General features: G+C 52.2%; 14 protein-coding genes. 6 read left to right on the plus strand and 8 right to left on the minus strand.

Annotation, left to right across the window (positions count from 1 at the left end):
* Positions 1–7: 7 nt before the first annotated feature.
* From PsAD26_RS09085 to PsAD26_RS09120, 8 genes are all read right to left on the minus strand, one after another.
* Positions 8–1,069, minus strand: coding sequence for a Gfo/Idh/MocA family oxidoreductase (locus PsAD26_RS09085; protein ID WP_063310137.1), 1,062 nt, complete (start codon positions 1,067–1,069; stop codon positions 8–10).
* A gap of 132 nt (positions 1,070–1,201) precedes the next feature.
* Entirely contained in the window at positions 1,202–2,287 is a 1,086-nt protein-coding gene (gene ugpC, locus PsAD26_RS09090) for a sn-glycerol-3-phosphate ABC transporter ATP-binding protein UgpC (protein WP_063310138.1), read from the minus strand.
* A gap of 11 nt (positions 2,288–2,298) precedes the next feature.
* Positions 2,299–3,150 (minus strand): carbohydrate ABC transporter permease, encoded by an 852-nt coding sequence (locus tag PsAD26_RS09095; RefSeq protein WP_206600002.1) that lies wholly within the window; start codon positions 3,148–3,150, stop codon positions 2,299–2,301.
* Positions 3,151–3,159: 9 nt separating this feature from the next.
* Complete coding sequence (locus tag PsAD26_RS09100) at positions 3,160–4,098, minus strand: sugar ABC transporter permease (RefSeq protein WP_063310139.1); 939 nt, start codon at positions 4,096–4,098, stop codon at positions 3,160–3,162.
* Entirely contained in the window at positions 4,098–5,357 is a 1,260-nt protein-coding gene (locus tag PsAD26_RS09105; RefSeq protein WP_063310431.1) for a sugar ABC transporter substrate-binding protein, read from the minus strand. Before PsAD26_RS09105 ends, PsAD26_RS09100 begins: the two co-directional genes overlap by 1 nt.
* A gap of 28 nt (positions 5,358–5,385) precedes the next feature.
* Positions 5,386–6,549: a PLP-dependent transferase gene (locus tag PsAD26_RS09110; RefSeq protein WP_063310140.1), complete on the minus strand. Its 1,164-nt coding sequence runs from the start codon at positions 6,547–6,549 to the stop codon at positions 5,386–5,388.
* Positions 6,546–7,271 carry a FadR/GntR family transcriptional regulator gene (locus PsAD26_RS09115; protein WP_057461439.1) on the minus strand — a complete coding sequence of 242 codons (726 nt, stop codon included), beginning with the start codon at positions 7,269–7,271 and terminating at the stop codon, positions 6,546–6,548. The genes PsAD26_RS09110 and PsAD26_RS09115 overlap by 4 nt, the downstream gene beginning before the upstream one ends.
* A gap of 404 nt (positions 7,272–7,675) precedes the next feature.
* Complete coding sequence (locus PsAD26_RS09120) at positions 7,676–8,161, minus strand: hypothetical protein (RefSeq protein WP_063310141.1); 486 nt, start codon at positions 8,159–8,161, stop codon at positions 7,676–7,678.
* A 219-nt stretch (positions 8,162–8,380) separates the two neighbouring features.
* Here PsAD26_RS09120 and PsAD26_RS09125 point away from each other — a divergent pair, with 219 nt between their 5' ends.
* The 6 genes from PsAD26_RS09125 (at position 8,381) to PsAD26_RS09150 (ending at position 15,800) form a co-directional block, all read left to right on the plus strand.
* Positions 8,381–9,406 (plus strand): LacI family DNA-binding transcriptional regulator, encoded by a 1,026-nt coding sequence (locus tag PsAD26_RS09125; RefSeq protein WP_208985597.1) that lies wholly within the window; start codon positions 8,381–8,383, stop codon positions 9,404–9,406.
* 194 nt (positions 9,407–9,600) lie between these two features.
* Entirely contained in the window at positions 9,601–10,884 is a 1,284-nt protein-coding gene (locus PsAD26_RS09130; RefSeq protein ID WP_208985598.1) for an extracellular solute-binding protein, read from the plus strand.
* A gap of 31 nt (positions 10,885–10,915) precedes the next feature.
* Positions 10,916–11,842, plus strand: coding sequence for a sugar ABC transporter permease (locus PsAD26_RS09135; protein ID WP_063310143.1), 927 nt, complete (start codon positions 10,916–10,918; stop codon positions 11,840–11,842).
* Complete coding sequence (locus PsAD26_RS09140) at positions 11,839–12,663, plus strand: carbohydrate ABC transporter permease (protein ID WP_063310144.1); 825 nt, start codon at positions 11,839–11,841, stop codon at positions 12,661–12,663. Before PsAD26_RS09135 ends, PsAD26_RS09140 begins: the two co-directional genes overlap by 4 nt.
* Entirely contained in the window at positions 12,664–13,773 is a 1,110-nt protein-coding gene (locus tag PsAD26_RS09145) for an ABC transporter ATP-binding protein (protein ID WP_084403625.1), read from the plus strand.
* Positions 13,773–15,800, plus strand: a complete 2,028-nt coding sequence (locus PsAD26_RS09150; protein WP_063310145.1) for an alpha-amylase family protein — start codon at positions 13,773–13,775, stop codon at positions 15,798–15,800. The genes PsAD26_RS09145 and PsAD26_RS09150 overlap by 1 nt, the downstream gene beginning before the upstream one ends.
* Positions 15,801–15,809 lie beyond the last annotated feature (9 nt).

A 15,809-nucleotide genomic window follows, 5' to 3' on the forward strand; every position in this document is an offset into this window, starting at 1 on the left:
CCAACCGTTATATATAGGCCTTCGACAACTCTGCCTCACGCACATCAACCTTTGACCCGGTGCGCGAGGAGTTCTCAATTGCTTCGATCAGCGCATGCACCATCAGCGCGTCATGGCCGGTCACTTTCGGGTCGCGGTGCTCAATGATACTGAGGGCGAAATCGTCAATAAGATCCCGGTGCCAGTCGCATGGAAACGCCATGGGATTAGCGCCGCCGCCCGTTCCATCCTTCGTCCCGCTACGCTCACCAAACACATCGATGGAACCGTCACGATAAGTCACTGTCAGCTTGCTGCCTTCCAGATGTGCAGATGCATTTGAGCCATCCAGCACCAGCGTTTCTTTTGTATCCGGATAGGTTGCCGTTGTTGCCATGATGGACCCGACAGCCCCGCTATAAAACTCAATGCCAGCGGTGGCAAAATCTTCCGCTTCCATCTTATGCGCGGAGGTCGTGGCACACATGGCTTGCACAGACTTTGCCGGACCAGTCAGGCTCAGCATCAGGTCCAGCACATGAATGGCTTGCGTTATTAACACGCCTCCACCGTCCCGCGCATATGTTCCACGGCCTGCCTGATCATAATAGGCCTGATCTCGCCACCATGGGATGTTCGCCCGCACCAGGTGAATATCGCCCAAAGCCCCTTCAGAAAGCAACGTCCTCAGCTGCTTTGCACCCTCGCGGAACCTGTGTTGGAATACCACGCCGTATTTCACGCCTGCATAATCGCAGAGTTCCACCAGCTCTGCGGCAGCGTCATAGGTCCGTTCCAGCGGTTTTTCTGTCAGGATGTGCTTGCCTGCACTGGAGAACAACTCAATCAGATCATGTCGTTGATCCGGCGGGGTCAGCAGCAAGACTGCATCAATCTCAGGATTATTGGCAATCTGCTCGGGGCTGTCAAAGCACGGCCAGCCGTATTGCTTAGAGACAGCCTCTGCCTTGGTTTTTGTTCGGGTATAAAGACCTGCGACTTCCACGTGATTTCTCAGCAGGTCAAGCGCTTCCAGATGTGGTTTTGCGGCCATTCCCAAACCAACGACGGCCAGACTGATCGAGGGCATTCAGAGGAATTCCTTCTGCGGTACATATATCAGGCAGTATTTATACCAGTTTAGGTTGCCCCAGAAGAACGTGGAAACCCTGAGTCCAGAAAAACGGTTCGTTGCGGCAGCAACGAACCAGTTCAGGGGAACTTATACAGGAGACTCCAGCCGCATTTCCGTCCGAGCATCAAACATATGCAGCTTTTCTTTAATGTAAGACACGTGAACCTGCGTGCCTTCAGCAATATCAGGCCGGTCGAGTGTGAAGATTTTAAGGCTGTCTTGCCCAACACGCACATGAACCAGCGTGGAAAGACCCATCGGTTCAATAAGATCCACAGTTGCCGGGAGACTTGCCGGACCTTCCTCCACGATCATCAGATGCTCCGGTCTCACACCCAGAATAACGTCCATCCGATCCTTCAAATCCGAGCTTTCTTGCAAATTAATCTGGTGTCCTTGATCTGTTTGAAGGTGATACCCCTCGCCAGACGCCACCGCTGTGCCCCTGATAAAGTTCATGGCAGGTGAACCGATAAACGAAGCCACAAAAACGTTGGCTGGCTTGTCGTAGATTTCCAGCGGCGTACCAACTTGCTGAATATACCCATCATGCATCGCCACGATTCTGTCGGCCATGGTCATGGCTTCAATCTGATCATGCGTGACATAGATAGACGTAGCATTGAGTTTGCGATGCAGTTTGCGAATTTCCGAGCGCATTTGCTCGCGGAGTCGCGCATCCAGATTGGAAAGCGGCTCATCAAACAAAAATGCCTGCGGATCACGCACAATCGCCCGCCCCATGGCAACGCGTTGTCGCTGCCCGCCAGACAAGGCTTTGGGACGCCGTTCCAGAAGACCGTTCAGACCCAAAATGCTGGAGACACCGTTAACCGCACTGGCGATCTTTTCCTTTGGCGATTTGCGAAGGGTCATCGCGTAGCTGATGTTCTCTTCCACGCTCATATGCGGATAAAGCGCATAAGATTGGAACACCATTGCGATGTCCCTGTCTCGCGGCGGCAAATCATTGATAATCCGCTCGTTGATGGAGATCGAGCCAGTTGTCACTTCTTCCAGCCCCGCAATCATGCGCAGCAAGGTGGATTTGCCGCAGCCAGACGGGCCGACCAGTACAATGAACTCACCATCCTGAATGTTCAGGTCGATCCCGTGCAGAACAGCGGTGTTTCCGTAGGATTTGGTTGCCTCGGTGATTTGAATAGAAGCCATAGGGTACCTCGTTATCCTTTGACCGCACCGGCGGTAAGACCCTGCACCAGATAACGCTGGATGAGGAAGAAGAAGATTGCTGCTGGAATGAGAGCCAGGAAGCCCGCTGCCATCATCTGCCCAAAATCGACAGAGAATTTGGAGACGAACGTGAGCAAGCCAACCGGGAAGGTGACTGCATCCGGACTGCTGACCAGCATCAGCGCAAAGAGCAGCTCACTCCATGCAGCGGTAAAGACAAAGCCAAGCGTGGCTGCAATGCCCGGCAAGGTGAGCGGGAAGATAATCTTCACCAGCGCTCCAAAGCGGGTGTTACCGTCAATCATGGCTGCTTCTTCAAGGTCTTTGGGAATGCCATCAAAAAACGACTGCATTAAAAACGTCGCGAACGGAACGTTGAAGGCCGTGTAGACCACCACAAGTCCAAGCAGACTGTCCGTCAGCCCCAGCGGCGTGAGAATGCGGAAGATCGGCGCAATCAGCATGACCAGTGGGAACATTTGGGTGATCAGCATCAACACGATGATGACCGCCTTGCCCCGGTAGTGAAACCGCGAAAACGAATAGCCCGCCGCTGCTGCGATCAATGTGGAAATGACAGCCGTTGAACCTGACACGATGGCCGAGTTGATGAAGAACTGCGGAAAGTCCGTATCTGTCATCACCTGCGTGAAGTTGGCCCACGTCATTTCCGAGGGCCACATGCGGATACCTTCAGAGTAGAGCAGTTTGGTCGGTGTCACCGCAACCTTGAACAGCCAGAAGAGCGGAAACAGCGCAAAGAACAAATAACAGGCGAGCAAACCGTAATGGATGCTCCAGTCCACCACCCGTTGGCCCTTTGATTTTGCATAATATGCCATGACAGAGCCTCAGGTTTCGCGCAGCAGACTGCGTCTGATGAAGATGATGGAGACCGCATAAGCCATCAACAGAACCAGCAGCACAGCCGCAATTGCGGAGGCATAGCCAAAGTCCAGACGACGGAAGGCCTGCGTGAAGATGTAACTGGACACGATCTGCGTTGAATCTGCCGGTCCGCCATTGGTCATGACGATAATGAGATCCGCAAAGTTGGCGATCCAGATGGTGCGCAGCATCAGCGTAATCGCGATGGTTGGCGCTAGAAACGGCAGAGTGATGCTGACAAACTGTTGCCTGCGGCTTGCCCCATCAATGGAGGCAGCCTCATAAATCTCACCCGGAATAGACTGAAGTGCAGCCAACAAGGTGATGGCAAAAAACGGAATGCCGAACCAGATGTTGGCGACGATTGGTCCCCACATGGCGAGGTCAGGGTCCGACAGAATGTTGGTCGGCTCGCTCAGGATACCGAGCGCAAACAGCCATTGCGGCAGAGGGCTGATGACCGGATTGAACATCCACGCCCAATTGAGGCCAGACAGGAACGCAGGCACCGCCCATGGCAGAAAAACAAGCGACTGGATGATGCGCCGTCCCGGAAACGTACGGTTGAGCAGCAGAGCCAGCATTAAACCCAGAAAGAACTGAAAGAACAGCGAGGTGACTGTCCACCAGAAGGTATTGTAAAGGGCATTGTGAAAGTTCTGGTCATGCCAGATCGCCTCAAAATGCGCAAAGCCCACATAACCACCGCTGAACGGGTTGAGGATGCGAATGTCTCTGACCGTGTAAGTCAGGCCAACAACCAGCGGCACCATCATCACCGTCACCAGCAATACAATGGCTGGAGAGGCGTAAAAGTAAGGCTCAAATCGGGATAGGAATCTGCGGGAGGCCACACCCTGCCGACTGGCAGGGTGTGTTCCAAGGTCTGTGGCAGCTGTCATCACTGTTTAGCCAGCCACTTTTTCTGTGCTGTGGTGAGGTAATCCCCCCACTCCTTGCCCAACTCTTCCGCAGACTTGCGACCCAGCAGGGCTTCCTGACTGGTGCGGATGGAGATGGAATCTTTGAAGAACGCGAACTCTTCCAAGTGGGTTGGCATTGTCAGCGGGTGAACGTCCGGGTCGGACAGCTCTTCAAACCAGCCAGCAAACTGTGGTGTGTTGTAGTGCGGATCACTTTCTGCATCTTTGTAGATAGGCAGAGTTCCCACGCGCTTGGACCACTCCAAGTTTGCATCGCGGCTTTGAAGCTTCGCAATCAGCTTCCAGGAGGCGTCTTTGTCTTCGCTGTCAGCAAACATGGACCAGCCCGCATACCCGATGGTTGGGTAGGCCTTGCCGTTTGGACCTTTTGGCATGGTGGTTACACCAAAATCATTTGGGTCCATGCGTTGCGAAATACCGATAAGCGCATCCGGATCCTGATCTAGCATGGCACACGTGCCGGAGTAGAAGCCTGCCACGATCTCGTTGAAGCCCCAGTTCAGGCTGTCTTTTGGCGCAAGACCATCCTGATAGAGATCCACCATGAACTGGGCACCTTTGATCCACGCGTCCGTGGACATGATGCTGTTGCCTTCCTCATCGAAGAACTGATCAGTCCCAGCTGCCGTTGCACCAAACACAGCCCAGCCATTCAAACCGCCGGACCCACCGCGCAGGCAGAAGCCGTATTTTCCAGGAAGAGCCGATACTTTTTCAGCGGCATCGCGGAAGTCATCCAATGTCACAGGTGGATTTTCAACACCCGCTTCCTTGAAGAGCTTCTTGTTGTAAAACATGGCGCGCAGATAGAAGCCGTAGGGCAGCATGTAAGCTGTACCGGAACCACTGCGTGCCATCTCAATGGTGCGGGCGTTCAGCTTGTCTGTGCCATCCCAGCTTTTCAGGTAAGGCTCAAGGCTTTCCAAAGCGCCATTGTTGGCATAAAGCGCGGCCCATGTATCTGGCATTTCAACCACATCCGGCGTCTGACCAGCAGAAATCATAGTCGCGAACTTCTCGAACGCCTGCCCCCAAGGCAACGAGATGATTTCGACGTTGGTGCCTGGATTTTCCGCTTCGAACTCTGAAACAATACTCTGCAAGACCTTGGTACGTTCCGGGCTCGTGATCACCTCCACCAGTCGAAGATTGGTTTCAGCAGCTGCCGGACCTGCAATAGCTGTTGCCACAAGACTTGCAGCCAATAACTTTTTCAAACTCATAATTGCCTCTCCTCTAGCAATGTTATTCTGATGCTGCCCCTAACGCTTCTTCGAGGTCCCCCCAGAGATCCTCAGGGTCTTCAAGGCCAACATTCAGGCGAACGACGTGCGGTGACACGCCAAAGAATGCGGTTGAGTTTGGTCCTCCCGATTGAATGAGAGAGGCCTGCGCAGGGCAAATCAGGCTTTCATGCCCGCCCCAACTCACACCCATTTTGAAAATTTTCAGGTGGTTACACAGTGCTTCGACGCTGACATTGTCTGCCAGTTCAATTGAAAAGAGACCGGAAGTTCCACGCAGACCCGGATGGGCCTTATTCTGGAACGCCGGATGAAAAACAGTTTTCACGCGAGGATGTTCAGCCAGTCGCTTGGCAATCTCCATCCCAGCCTGCTCATGGGCTTTCATTCGGATTGGCAGTGTCCGCAGGCCGCGCAACAACAACCACGCCTCAAACGGTGCGATCTTGCTACCCAAATACTGGGTCACTTCTCCGCGGATTTGCGCCACACGCGCAGCAGACGTAGCGATCACCCCCGCAACCACATCACTGTGGCCGCTGATGTACTTGGATGCTGAATGGACCACAATATCGCAGCCCAGTTTGATCGGGTTCTGGAAGATGGGTGAAGCCCAGCTGTTGTCGATGGTCGTTGTGACACCGGCTTCCCTAGCCCGTGCGCACAACGCTTTCACGTCATGGGCCTCCATGATCCAGCTGGTCGGGCTTTCCAGATAAAACAGAGTATGCCCGGGCAAGGCAGCTTCAACCGTCGCCAGATTGCCGCCATCGATGTAATCAACGCTCACACCAAACTTGCGCAGGAAGATTTCAAAGAAACGGAAAGTATCTGGATAAACATGTTTGACGGACAAGATCCGGTCACCGGGATTCACCACAGACAGGATGGCTGATGAAATAGCGGCCATACCACTGGAAAGCGCCAGTGCATCTTCAGCACCCTCCAGCTTGGCAATCTTCTCCTCAAACGCACGGACGGTTGGATTAATGCCGCGCGTATAAACCGGGCGGTTGATCTTACCCGCGAAGGTTTCACACATCTCCTGATAGGACGAGAACGTGAAAAGCGAGTTTTGAAAAATAGGTGGCACGACTGCATCCGCGAAGGATGTTTCATCATGCGCCACGATTGTTGCTGTGTCCTCCCCCCACAGGTCGATCATACTGCGTCCGTTTCCTGTGCCATTTGCACAATATCTTCTTCAACCACGCTCAAAATTTCCAAGGTATGTTTGCGGGCCATCTCCGTGTCTCCAGCGGCAATGGCGTCAAATAATTGTCGGTGAAAAGGAAAAGACCGTCCGGCAAAATCTTTGCGGTCGAACGGCATATCAAAAAAGCTCTCAAAAGATTCCCGCATCTGCTGCAACAATTGCTCAAACAGCGGATTGCCTGCAGCGCGGTAAATAGACAGGTGAAACTCAAGGTCTTCCGGGCCAGCCGTGCCGTTGAGGTGATGGACCGACTCCATATGCTCTAACTTGGTGCGCATCTCGTCAATCTCTTCCGGCGTCGCCCGCTTGGCTGCCAGTATAGAGGCCTCAACTTCAAGTGCCCGGCGCACTTCCAGCGTTTGCAACAGGCCATCGCGCTTGGTTGCAATGGACAGTGGCAGGTAAACGGTTTTCTCCGAGAGCGGGCGCTTCAAGTATGTCCCTGACCCACGGCGGATCTCCACGATCCCCAATGCTTGCAAATGGCGGATCACCTCACGAATGGACGAGCGGCCAACCTTCAGGCCGTTCATCAGCTCTCGTTCCGTGGGCAATCTGTCACCGGGCTGCAAGCCTTCCTCCACGATGAAATCTGTAAGCGACTGCAGGATTGCATCGCTTCTGTCCTCGGTCTTGATTGGCCGAATTTTATTATTGGATGGGCTTGGCACATTAGGCTCCGCACAGATGTTGGTTTCATATTGTCTGTCATCAGACGTCAGACCAATTTTAGAGCCATGATTTTACGCTTGTAAACATCAGCTGTGCACAACCCTTGACTTATCGCAGCGCACCCAAAAGGAAAACTGTGAGATATCAGCGAACTATGCTCGAGGTATTAATGTAAGGAAGAGGAGGGATTTGGGAGCGAAAGCCAGCAAAACATGGTCTGTCAGAAGCAACAACACATGCATACACCCAGCATGACGTGCGTATGAGTCATAATCGCCAACCTAAGCAATCTGAGCTCCATTGCTCGTAAATACAGAAGAAACTACGGCAATACCTGAATGATGGTTTTCTATTTGTGTCTTTGCAGCCCAGCCCAAGCCTATAAGCGCTGCCTGCATCAACCTTAATGTACGCTTCCGCCTGAATTCTTCTTCAGAATATCTGTCAGAACGTGGGATGGCACGGGCAGCATGACCTGACCGAGGGACTTGAGCGTTTCGGCAAAGTTTGAAGCTGCTTGTTCAACTTCTTCGCATCTTTGCGGGCAGGTGATGTGCTGCAGGCAGAGGTCGACCGTATCAACATCGTGCTGCAGACCTGCAATCAGACCCATGGTCAAACATTCTTCGACACATAAATGTTGAGAGTCGTAAGGGTAAGAGCGAAGCGGACATGCTGCGCAGCGCTTTAGTGTCCGCACATATTGGGACAAACTGGCGAGCGCCACGCCGGCATTTTGATGACCAAGCGCCTCACTGTAGAGGTCCCAAGCCATTTCCCAAGGCGTGATGGAACCTGTCTCAAAGCCAGAGGACCAACGGCGATATCCCTCAAGAACCAGTCTTTCCGGTTGGCGTTCCAGATAAACATCATTTGCCCCAACATCCATGGGTAGCGCCTCTTTGGTGCGTCTGGCGGTCGTGTCACTCCGCCAGTAATTTAAACATGAGTATCACAGTATAGTTTAATACAGCATGGATGTTCAAGCAGGAGTTTCGACTACCAGAGTATTTTGCCGCTGAAATTGCGTTGATACACAGGGTGGTTGTGTCCACTGGCAAACTCATGCAATCTCCGGTGCTTGCAACAGCATGTCACGAGGAAGCGGATGAGCGAAACAAGAGACGACCGTCAGGCAGCCACCATAGTGGATGTAGCTGAGCGTGCTGGAGTGGCCGTAGGCACGGTGTCGCGTTTCATCAACGGGCGTGAGGTGCGCAAAACCAACGAGATGCGCATTCGCGAAGCTATCAAGGAGCTGGGTTACCAAACCAACACCTTCGCCCAGGCCATGAAAACTGATGTGACCAAGACAGTCGCTGTGGTGATGGATGGGTTTGATGAGTTCCACACCCAGGTGCTCTCCAACGCCATCACTCAGTTTTTCGATCATGGCTATCAGGTCACCACTTATCATCTTAAGAACGAACCAGGCGAGCTGGATAATCTTCTGTCCATCATGAACGCCCGCAAGTTTGACGGGGTGGTGATGAGTGGCACATTCAACAACACCATCTCGCTGGATCAGTTGCGCTCTTTGCAAAAGCCAATTGTTCTGTTCAACGATGAATCCACAGGCATCGATATTGACCGAGTGCTAGTGAACAATCGAGAAGCCTCCAAACGTGCTGTTCAGCATATGATCGAAATGGGGCATGAGCGCATCGCAATTATCAAAGCCAGTGATCTGCAATCCTCCTCACGTGGACGCTTTCAGGGCTTTTGCGATGCGATGGAAGAGGGCGATCTACAGGTACGCAGTGAATACATCTGCGAAGGAGACTGGCGTCTTTCAGATGGATATTTCGCACTTCAACAGTTGATGGCCTTACCTGAACGACCAACGGCTTTATTCTCAGTCAACTATGAGATGACTATGGGTGTGTTGGAAGCGATGAAAGAGATGGGATTGGAAGTCGCCCAAGACCTCTCATTGGTCAGCTATGATGATCCCTATTTCTTCCGCTTGCTAACCCCCAGCATCACAGCAATTGCACAGCCGCATGATGTAATTGCAACCCGCTTGGTTGAGATGATGTTGACGCGGCTTAACAATGGCATTTCCTCCTCCTCACGTAAAATGACTGTCTCCTGTGATGTGATCCTGCGTGATTCCGTCACCCGTTTGCTTTGACTTTTTTCACAGAGGTTGGAGAAGGGGAAAGTGCTTTTGTTTCATAGAACATAGGTTCTGTGCCAAGCAAATATGCCGCTTTGCAACAAAGTTGAAAATATTGAAATTAGTTGACAACGGTATCAACTAAGGGAAAACTTCTTGTATGACGCAGGGTCTCGATGGGGGAGGACCTGCTAGTCTGGGGGGATATTATGAAATTAATTCGGCTCGCAGCAGCGGCTTCTCTTTTTGCGTTTTCATCATTTTCATCCGCTAATGCGGAAACAGAACTCAAAGTCTGGAACCTGACCAGTTCTTCTGATGCGGTCAACAAACATTGGGAAGAGGTGATCGCCACCTTTGAGGAGAACAATCCCGGCATCTCGATCAACTACGAGACTTTTCCGAATGATGCCTACAAGACCGGTTTGCAAGTCGCGCTCGCTTCAGACGCAGGACCAGATATTTTCTTCAACTGGTCTGGCGAAGATGCTGCGGTTCTTTCCCGTAATGGCCTGACTGCTGATCTGACAGAAATTAGCGAGAAACCTGGTATGTGGGGTGAGAAGATCGCGCCAGGCATGTTTGACGCCTTCTCCGTGAACGGCAAAATACACGGCGTGCCGACCCATCTGATCACCAAGTACATGTTCTATAACACTGGTTTTTTCGCAGATAACAACCTCAGCATTCCAACCACACTTGGGGAACTGAAAGCTTCCTGCAAAGCGATCCGCGATATCAACCCGCGCATGTCACCCATTTCTTTGGGTAACGCCGAGAAATGGAAGGGTGTGCACTACATCTCCATACTAAACCAAAAGATCGTCGGTGAAGCGCAAGTGGCAAAAGACTATGCTTTGCAAGGCAATGCCTCTGAACTGTTCTCTGATCAAGGCTATGTGGAAGCACTGCAAACGCTTGTTGATCTCAGTCAGGCAGGTTGCTTCAGCAAAGCACCTAACGCCACCACCGCCGATGCCTCCCGCAGCTTGTTTGCTGCCGGCCAGGCTGCCATGATTTACTGCGGGAACTGGTGTCCGGGCACGTTTGACAGCGAAGGCCTTGAAGGCGGTTATGATCTCGCCCGCTTCCCAGCAGCAGAAAACGGCAAAGGCAATCAGGGCTATAACTTTGCTCTGCTGGAAGGCTATCAGATCTCAGCCAGAACGAAAAACATGGATGCCGCCTCCACCTTTGTGAATTTCCTCGTTTCTGGAGAAACCCAAGCAAAGCGTGCGCGTGATTTCGGTCGTTTGCCCGTTAATGCCTCTCATATGGGTGAGGAAGACGGCACGCCAATTTTCCGCAAAATCGCCAAGGATGCAGGCAGCTATGCCGGTCTGGTGCTTATTCTGGATGTTGGGTTGGAGAAGTCTGTTTCTGAGCATTACCTCAGCATCATCCAGGAAGTGCTGAATGAAACCAAGACTCCCGAGCAAGCCATGAGTGAAATCCGTGCGCGCGCTCAAAAGGCAAAAGAGCAACAGGGCTAAGCCTTCAACGCTTTCAGCAAAGTCTTAACTCATGACAATACCATTGGAACAGGAGAGCGCGGCTGGCCGCGCCACTCCATCCTTTATCATCAGCACGAGTTCCATTTTCGGGTGGATCATGGTGTTACCGGCCCTCAGCCTGTTTGCCCTGTTTATTTTCGTACCGTTTACTCAAACACTCGTTTATTCGCTTTATAAATTTGGACTTACGTCACCCAGCAAGCAGTTCGTCGGTTTCTCTCATTACATTGAGATTGTGCAGGACGATGTGTTCTGGATTGCGTTTGAAAACAACATCATCATCGCAATCACAGGCATCATCCTACAGATCGGGGTGGGTCTGTTGCTGGCTGCCATTCTGGATCGTGGCATCAAGCGCGGAAAGAGCGTGATCAGCGCGATCATCTTCATGCCTATCGTTATCTCCACCATTGCCATTGGCTTATTGTGGCGTTTGGTGTTTGATCCCAACACAGGCATGATTGAAGAACTGTTCTTCAACATGGGTTGGTCAACACCCATGCGTGGTTGGCTGGGGGATCAGGGTATCGCCCTTTACGCCATCATCTTCGTGGGCTTTTGGCAATACACCGGCTTCATGATGATCATCCTGCTTGCCGCCATGCAGGGCATCCCGCGGGAGCTGTATGAAGCTGCCAAACTGGATGGCGCCGGCCCGATCCTGAGTTTCTTCAATGTGACTTTGCCAGAGCTGCGCAATGTGCTGATCGTATGCGTTCTGATCACAGTGATCAGTGCCTTCAAAGTCTTTGATCTTGTTTACGCTCTCACCTCTGGCGGACCTGGTAACTCAACTCAGGTGATGGGCTCATATATCGTTCAAAACGCCTTCACCATCGGGCGGATGGGATACGCCAATGCTGTCTCAGTCGTTCTGCTCGTGATCGCTCTTGGCCTCGGCCTTGTTCAGCTGCGCACCAGTCGGAGGGACAAATGATCAGGATGCCCTTCAAAACGCTTCGGCTCATGATGTACGTCTTCATTGGAGGCTACTGCGTGTTCATTCTCACGCCGCTCAGCTGGATGGTGTTCACTGCTTTCAAGAAACGTAGTGAGATTTTCGCCAATCCATCTGGCTTGCCGAGCGAACTTTACTTCGGCAACTTTGAGCGGGTGTTCTCTTCCGGGATTGGAACTTACTTCCTCAATTCACTCATCACCTCGGTGTTCTCAGTCACTGGCATTGTCGCGATCTCAACCCTTGCTGCCTATGCGTTGGCGCGCATTCCATTCAAGGGGCGCATGTGGGTCTATATGCTTATCGTGGCATCTTATGCGGTGCCGCTGCATGCTGTGCTGGTACCCATGTTCCAGTTGCTGGATGGCTTCAGTCTACTCAACACGCTGGCAGGTTTGATACTGCCTTACATCGCCTTCGGCATCCCGTTTACCGTCATCCTGCTCTATGCGTTCTTTCTGGAGTTCCCAAAAGATCTTGAGGAAGCTGCAAAACTGGACGGCTGTTCTCAACTGCGCACAGTGTTTTCCATCGTGTTGCCGCTCTCCAAACCTGCATTGCTCAGCGCAGCAATCTTTCAGGTGGTCTTTGTGTGGAATGAGTTCCTTATCGCCCTGCTGATCCTCACCTCAAAGGGGGTGAAGACACTGCCACTGGGGCTAACTTCCTTTCAAGGACAGTACTCCAGCGACTGGGGGGCGATCATGGCTGCGGTGCTGCTTTCCGCCTTGCCCATCGTTGCGCTTTATCTGGCCATGCAAAAGCATTTTGTTCGTTCTCTTACAGGAATGGGAAAATAAATGACGACGCTAACTATCTCTAATCTTTGTAAGAGTTTCGGTGATGTGGACGTGTTGCATGACATCAATCTGGCCGTCCAAAGCGGTGAGTTTGTTGTGCTTGTAGGACCAAGCGGCTGCGGAAAATCAACTCTCCTGAGGCTAATTGCCGGCCTCGAAGACATCGTCCAAGGCACCATCCAAATTGGGGAACGTGTCATCAACAATGTTGAGGCAGACAAGCGCGGCATCGCCATGGTGTTCCAATCCTACGCGCTCTACCCGCACATGAGTGTGGAGCAGAACATCGGCTTTTGCTTGCGCGTGGCGCGACAACCCTCAGCCCTCATTAAAGAGAAAGTGCAAGACGTTGCGCAGACATTGCAGATCAAGCCGCTCCTGAACCGTAAACCGGGAGAGCTTTCCGGTGGCCAGCGTCAACGTGTTGCTATTGGCCGTGCCATTGTTCGCGATCCGGACGTGTTCCTGTTCGATGAACCGCTCTCCAATCTGGATGCCGAGTTGCGTGTGCAGATGCGCCTGGAGCTGATGAAGCTACACAACCGGCTGCAGGCTACGATGATCTATGTGACCCATGATCAGGTGGAAGCCTTGACCATGGCAGACAAGATTGTGGTGATGCGAGACGGTGTGATCGAGCAAGTCGGCACGCCCATCGAGTTATTCAACTCACCTTGCAATAAGTTCGTCGCTGGTTTCATCGGCACACCAAAGATGAACTTTCTGCACGGCCATATCACCTCAGTCACCGAGCAACGCCTGCATTTGGATCTAGGGGGCGGAATCGCACTGGAGATCCCCAATCGTTGGCACGGGCTTGATGCGGCTCAACAAGGGAAGAAAGTCTGTGTTGGTATCCGACCCAATGAGGTGAGCGAAACCAAACACGGCCTTTCAACTCTCCATGGCACGATTAGTGTCGTGGAGCAACTAGGCCGCGAAACTCTCTCTCACATGATGTTGCCTAACAAACAATACGTCTCCGTTTTGGAGAACGGGCAGCATTTTCATGACGTTGGGACACCATGGACCGTCTCTTTAAACCCCGAAGCTATTTATCTGTTTGACGAGCGCGAGCAAACGATCGCGCTCACCAAGGAATTTGCATAATGACGAGAAGAACACTGAGTGATCCGCTGTTGCTGCGGCAAGTGCATCTGGATTTTCATACCGGCCCACAAGTACCTGATATCGGGTTGCATTTTGATGAGAACGAATTTGGCGATACGTTGCTGAAAGCGGGCGTACAGTCCATCACGCTCTTCGCCAAGTGCCACCACGGCTATTCCTACCATCCAACCGAAGTCGGCAAGCCTCATCCCAACCTGAAGACAAACCTGCTGCGCCGTCAGATTGATGCCTGTAAAGCACGCGGCATAGCAACGCCCATCTACCTAAGCTGCGCCTGGGATGAGCTGGCCTGCCATGAGCACCCGGAATGGCGCGTGGTCGATGAGGACGGCAAGTGGATCACCACAGGCGGGGTCGATCATTTGCAAGGCCCAAGCTGGGGCATTCTGGATTTCGGTACCAGCTATCTGGATTACCTTTGTGCGCAGATTAAAGAAGTGGCACAGATGTTTCCGGAAGGAGATGGTATCTTTCTCGACATCTGCCATCAATATGTCAGTCTCAGTTCACAAAGCATAGATGCATTACATGCCAAAGGGTTGGATTGGCAAAACACCAAGCATCTTGTGCAGCATGCAGCAAATATGCGTGAGCAGTTCCTGAGCAAAACCACAGAGGCTGCACGTTGTGTTCATGCAGATCTGCCGGTGTTTCACAATCACGGCCACGTCACACGGGGCGACCGCCGTATCCTCGGATTTGACAGTCACTTGGAAATTGAAAGCTTGCCGACAGGGGGATGGGGCTACGAACACTTTCCAGTTTCCGCACGCTATGCAGAGACAATTGGAGCCAAGTATCTGGGTATGACCGGCAAGTTCCACACATTCTGGGGTGAGTTTGGCACCTACAAGCCGGGAGCAGCGCTGGAACAGGAAAGCGCGATGATGCTGGCGTTTGGAGCTGGCAGCTCCATCGGAGATCAGCTGCACCCTTCCGGCATTATTGACCAGACCACCTATGAGCGCATCGGGCAAGCGTTCAAGTTGATCGAAAAACGCGAGACTTATCACGAAGGCAGTGAAGGGATAGCAGAGATCGGCATTCTTTCTGCCGAAGCGATCAATGATCCTTATACAATCCGCACATGGCCCAAGCACGTACCGGGAGACGAGGGCGTCGTACGTTTGCTTCTGGAATGTCAGATGCAGTTTGATGTTCTGGACCGCAATTGTGATATTAGCTCCTACAAACTCTTAATCCTGCCCGACAACGTGCAAGTGGATGCTGACCTCAAAGCAAAGCTTAATATTTATCTGACAAGCGGAGGCAAGCTTCTGCTTTCCGGTAGAAGCGGTCTTGATGAAGACGGCTTCCTGTTTGATGTTGGTGCTGAGTACTGCGGGACCAGTCCGTTTGATGTAGACTATGCACTGCTGTCCGCACCGGAGTTTGGTGAAGTTCCCCAAACTCCGGTGTGCTTTTATGAGGGATCACAGAGGATTAAGGTGACTGATGGCATCTCATTGGGCGATGTCTATGAGCCTTACTTTGCCCGCTCTATCAAACACTTCTGCGGACATCAGCACACACCAAACAGGCGTGATAAATCTGGTTATGCGGTGGGCGTCACAAAAGGGCCAATCACTTATCTCGCCCATTCTGTGTTTTCCATCTACATGCAGAAAGGTCCAGTGGTTTTGCTGGAAGCCCTGCGAAATCTCATTGGCTCCTTACTGGAAGAGCCGATGGTCAGCACCACCCATGAGCCAATGCCCGGTCTCAGGGTGATCTTACGCCACCAGCCGGAGCACAAGCGATATGTGCTGCATACCTTGTTCTCAACTCCTCGGCTGCGTGGCCAAAACAAGAGCACCAATATTGAAGTCATTCAGGAGAAAGTCCGGCTGCGCGATATCTCTCTGGATCTTAAGCTTCCCCGATCAGTAATAGGTGCCGAAAGCGTAGATGCGGGCGAGGTAGCACTCAGCACAGAAGGTGATATCCAGCGTCTCCTGATTGGTGAACTCCATGGACATGCTATCGTTCCATTGAGTTATGCTTGATAGGATCAC

It is taken from the genome of Pseudovibrio sp. Ad26, assembly GCF_001623285.1.
Lineage (GTDB): Bacteria > Pseudomonadota > Alphaproteobacteria > Rhizobiales > Stappiaceae > Pseudovibrio > Pseudovibrio ascidiaceicola.

What these genes read in the sequence shown, in the direction of transcription:
- PsAD26_RS09135 (WP_063310143.1), top strand. Translation starts at nt 10,916, where the DNA reads ATGACAATACCATTGGAACAGGAGAGCGCGGCTGGCCGCGCCACTCCA.
- PsAD26_RS09130 (WP_208985598.1), top strand. Translation starts at nt 9,601, where the DNA reads ATGAAATTAATTCGGCTCGCAGCAGCGGCTTCTCTTTTTGCGTTTTCA.
- ugpC (WP_063310138.1), bottom strand. Translation starts at nt 2,287, where the DNA reads ATGGCTTCTATTCAAATCACCGAGGCAACCAAATCCTACGGAAACACC.
- PsAD26_RS09085 (WP_063310137.1), bottom strand. Translation starts at nt 1,069, where the DNA reads ATGCCCTCGATCAGTCTGGCCGTCGTTGGTTTGGGAATGGCCGCAAAA.
- PsAD26_RS09100 (WP_063310139.1), bottom strand. Translation starts at nt 4,098, where the DNA reads ATGACAGCTGCCACAGACCTTGGAACACACCCTGCCAGTCGGCAGGGT.
- PsAD26_RS09120 (WP_063310141.1), bottom strand. Translation starts at nt 8,161, where the DNA reads ATGGATGTTGGGGCAAATGATGTTTATCTGGAACGCCAACCGGAAAGA.
- PsAD26_RS09110 (WP_063310140.1), bottom strand. Translation starts at nt 6,549, where the DNA reads ATGATCGACCTGTGGGGGGAGGACACAGCAACAATCGTGGCGCATGAT.
- PsAD26_RS09145 (WP_084403625.1), top strand. Translation starts at nt 12,664, where the DNA reads ATGACGACGCTAACTATCTCTAATCTTTGTAAGAGTTTCGGTGATGTG.
- PsAD26_RS09125 (WP_208985597.1), top strand. Translation starts at nt 8,381, where the DNA reads ATGAGCGAAACAAGAGACGACCGTCAGGCAGCCACCATAGTGGATGTA.
- PsAD26_RS09140 (WP_063310144.1), top strand. Translation starts at nt 11,839, where the DNA reads ATGATCAGGATGCCCTTCAAAACGCTTCGGCTCATGATGTACGTCTTC.
- PsAD26_RS09095 (WP_206600002.1), bottom strand. Translation starts at nt 3,150, where the DNA reads ATGGCATATTATGCAAAATCAAAGGGCCAACGGGTGGTGGACTGGAGC.
- PsAD26_RS09150 (WP_063310145.1), top strand. Translation starts at nt 13,773, where the DNA reads ATGACGAGAAGAACACTGAGTGATCCGCTGTTGCTGCGGCAAGTGCAT.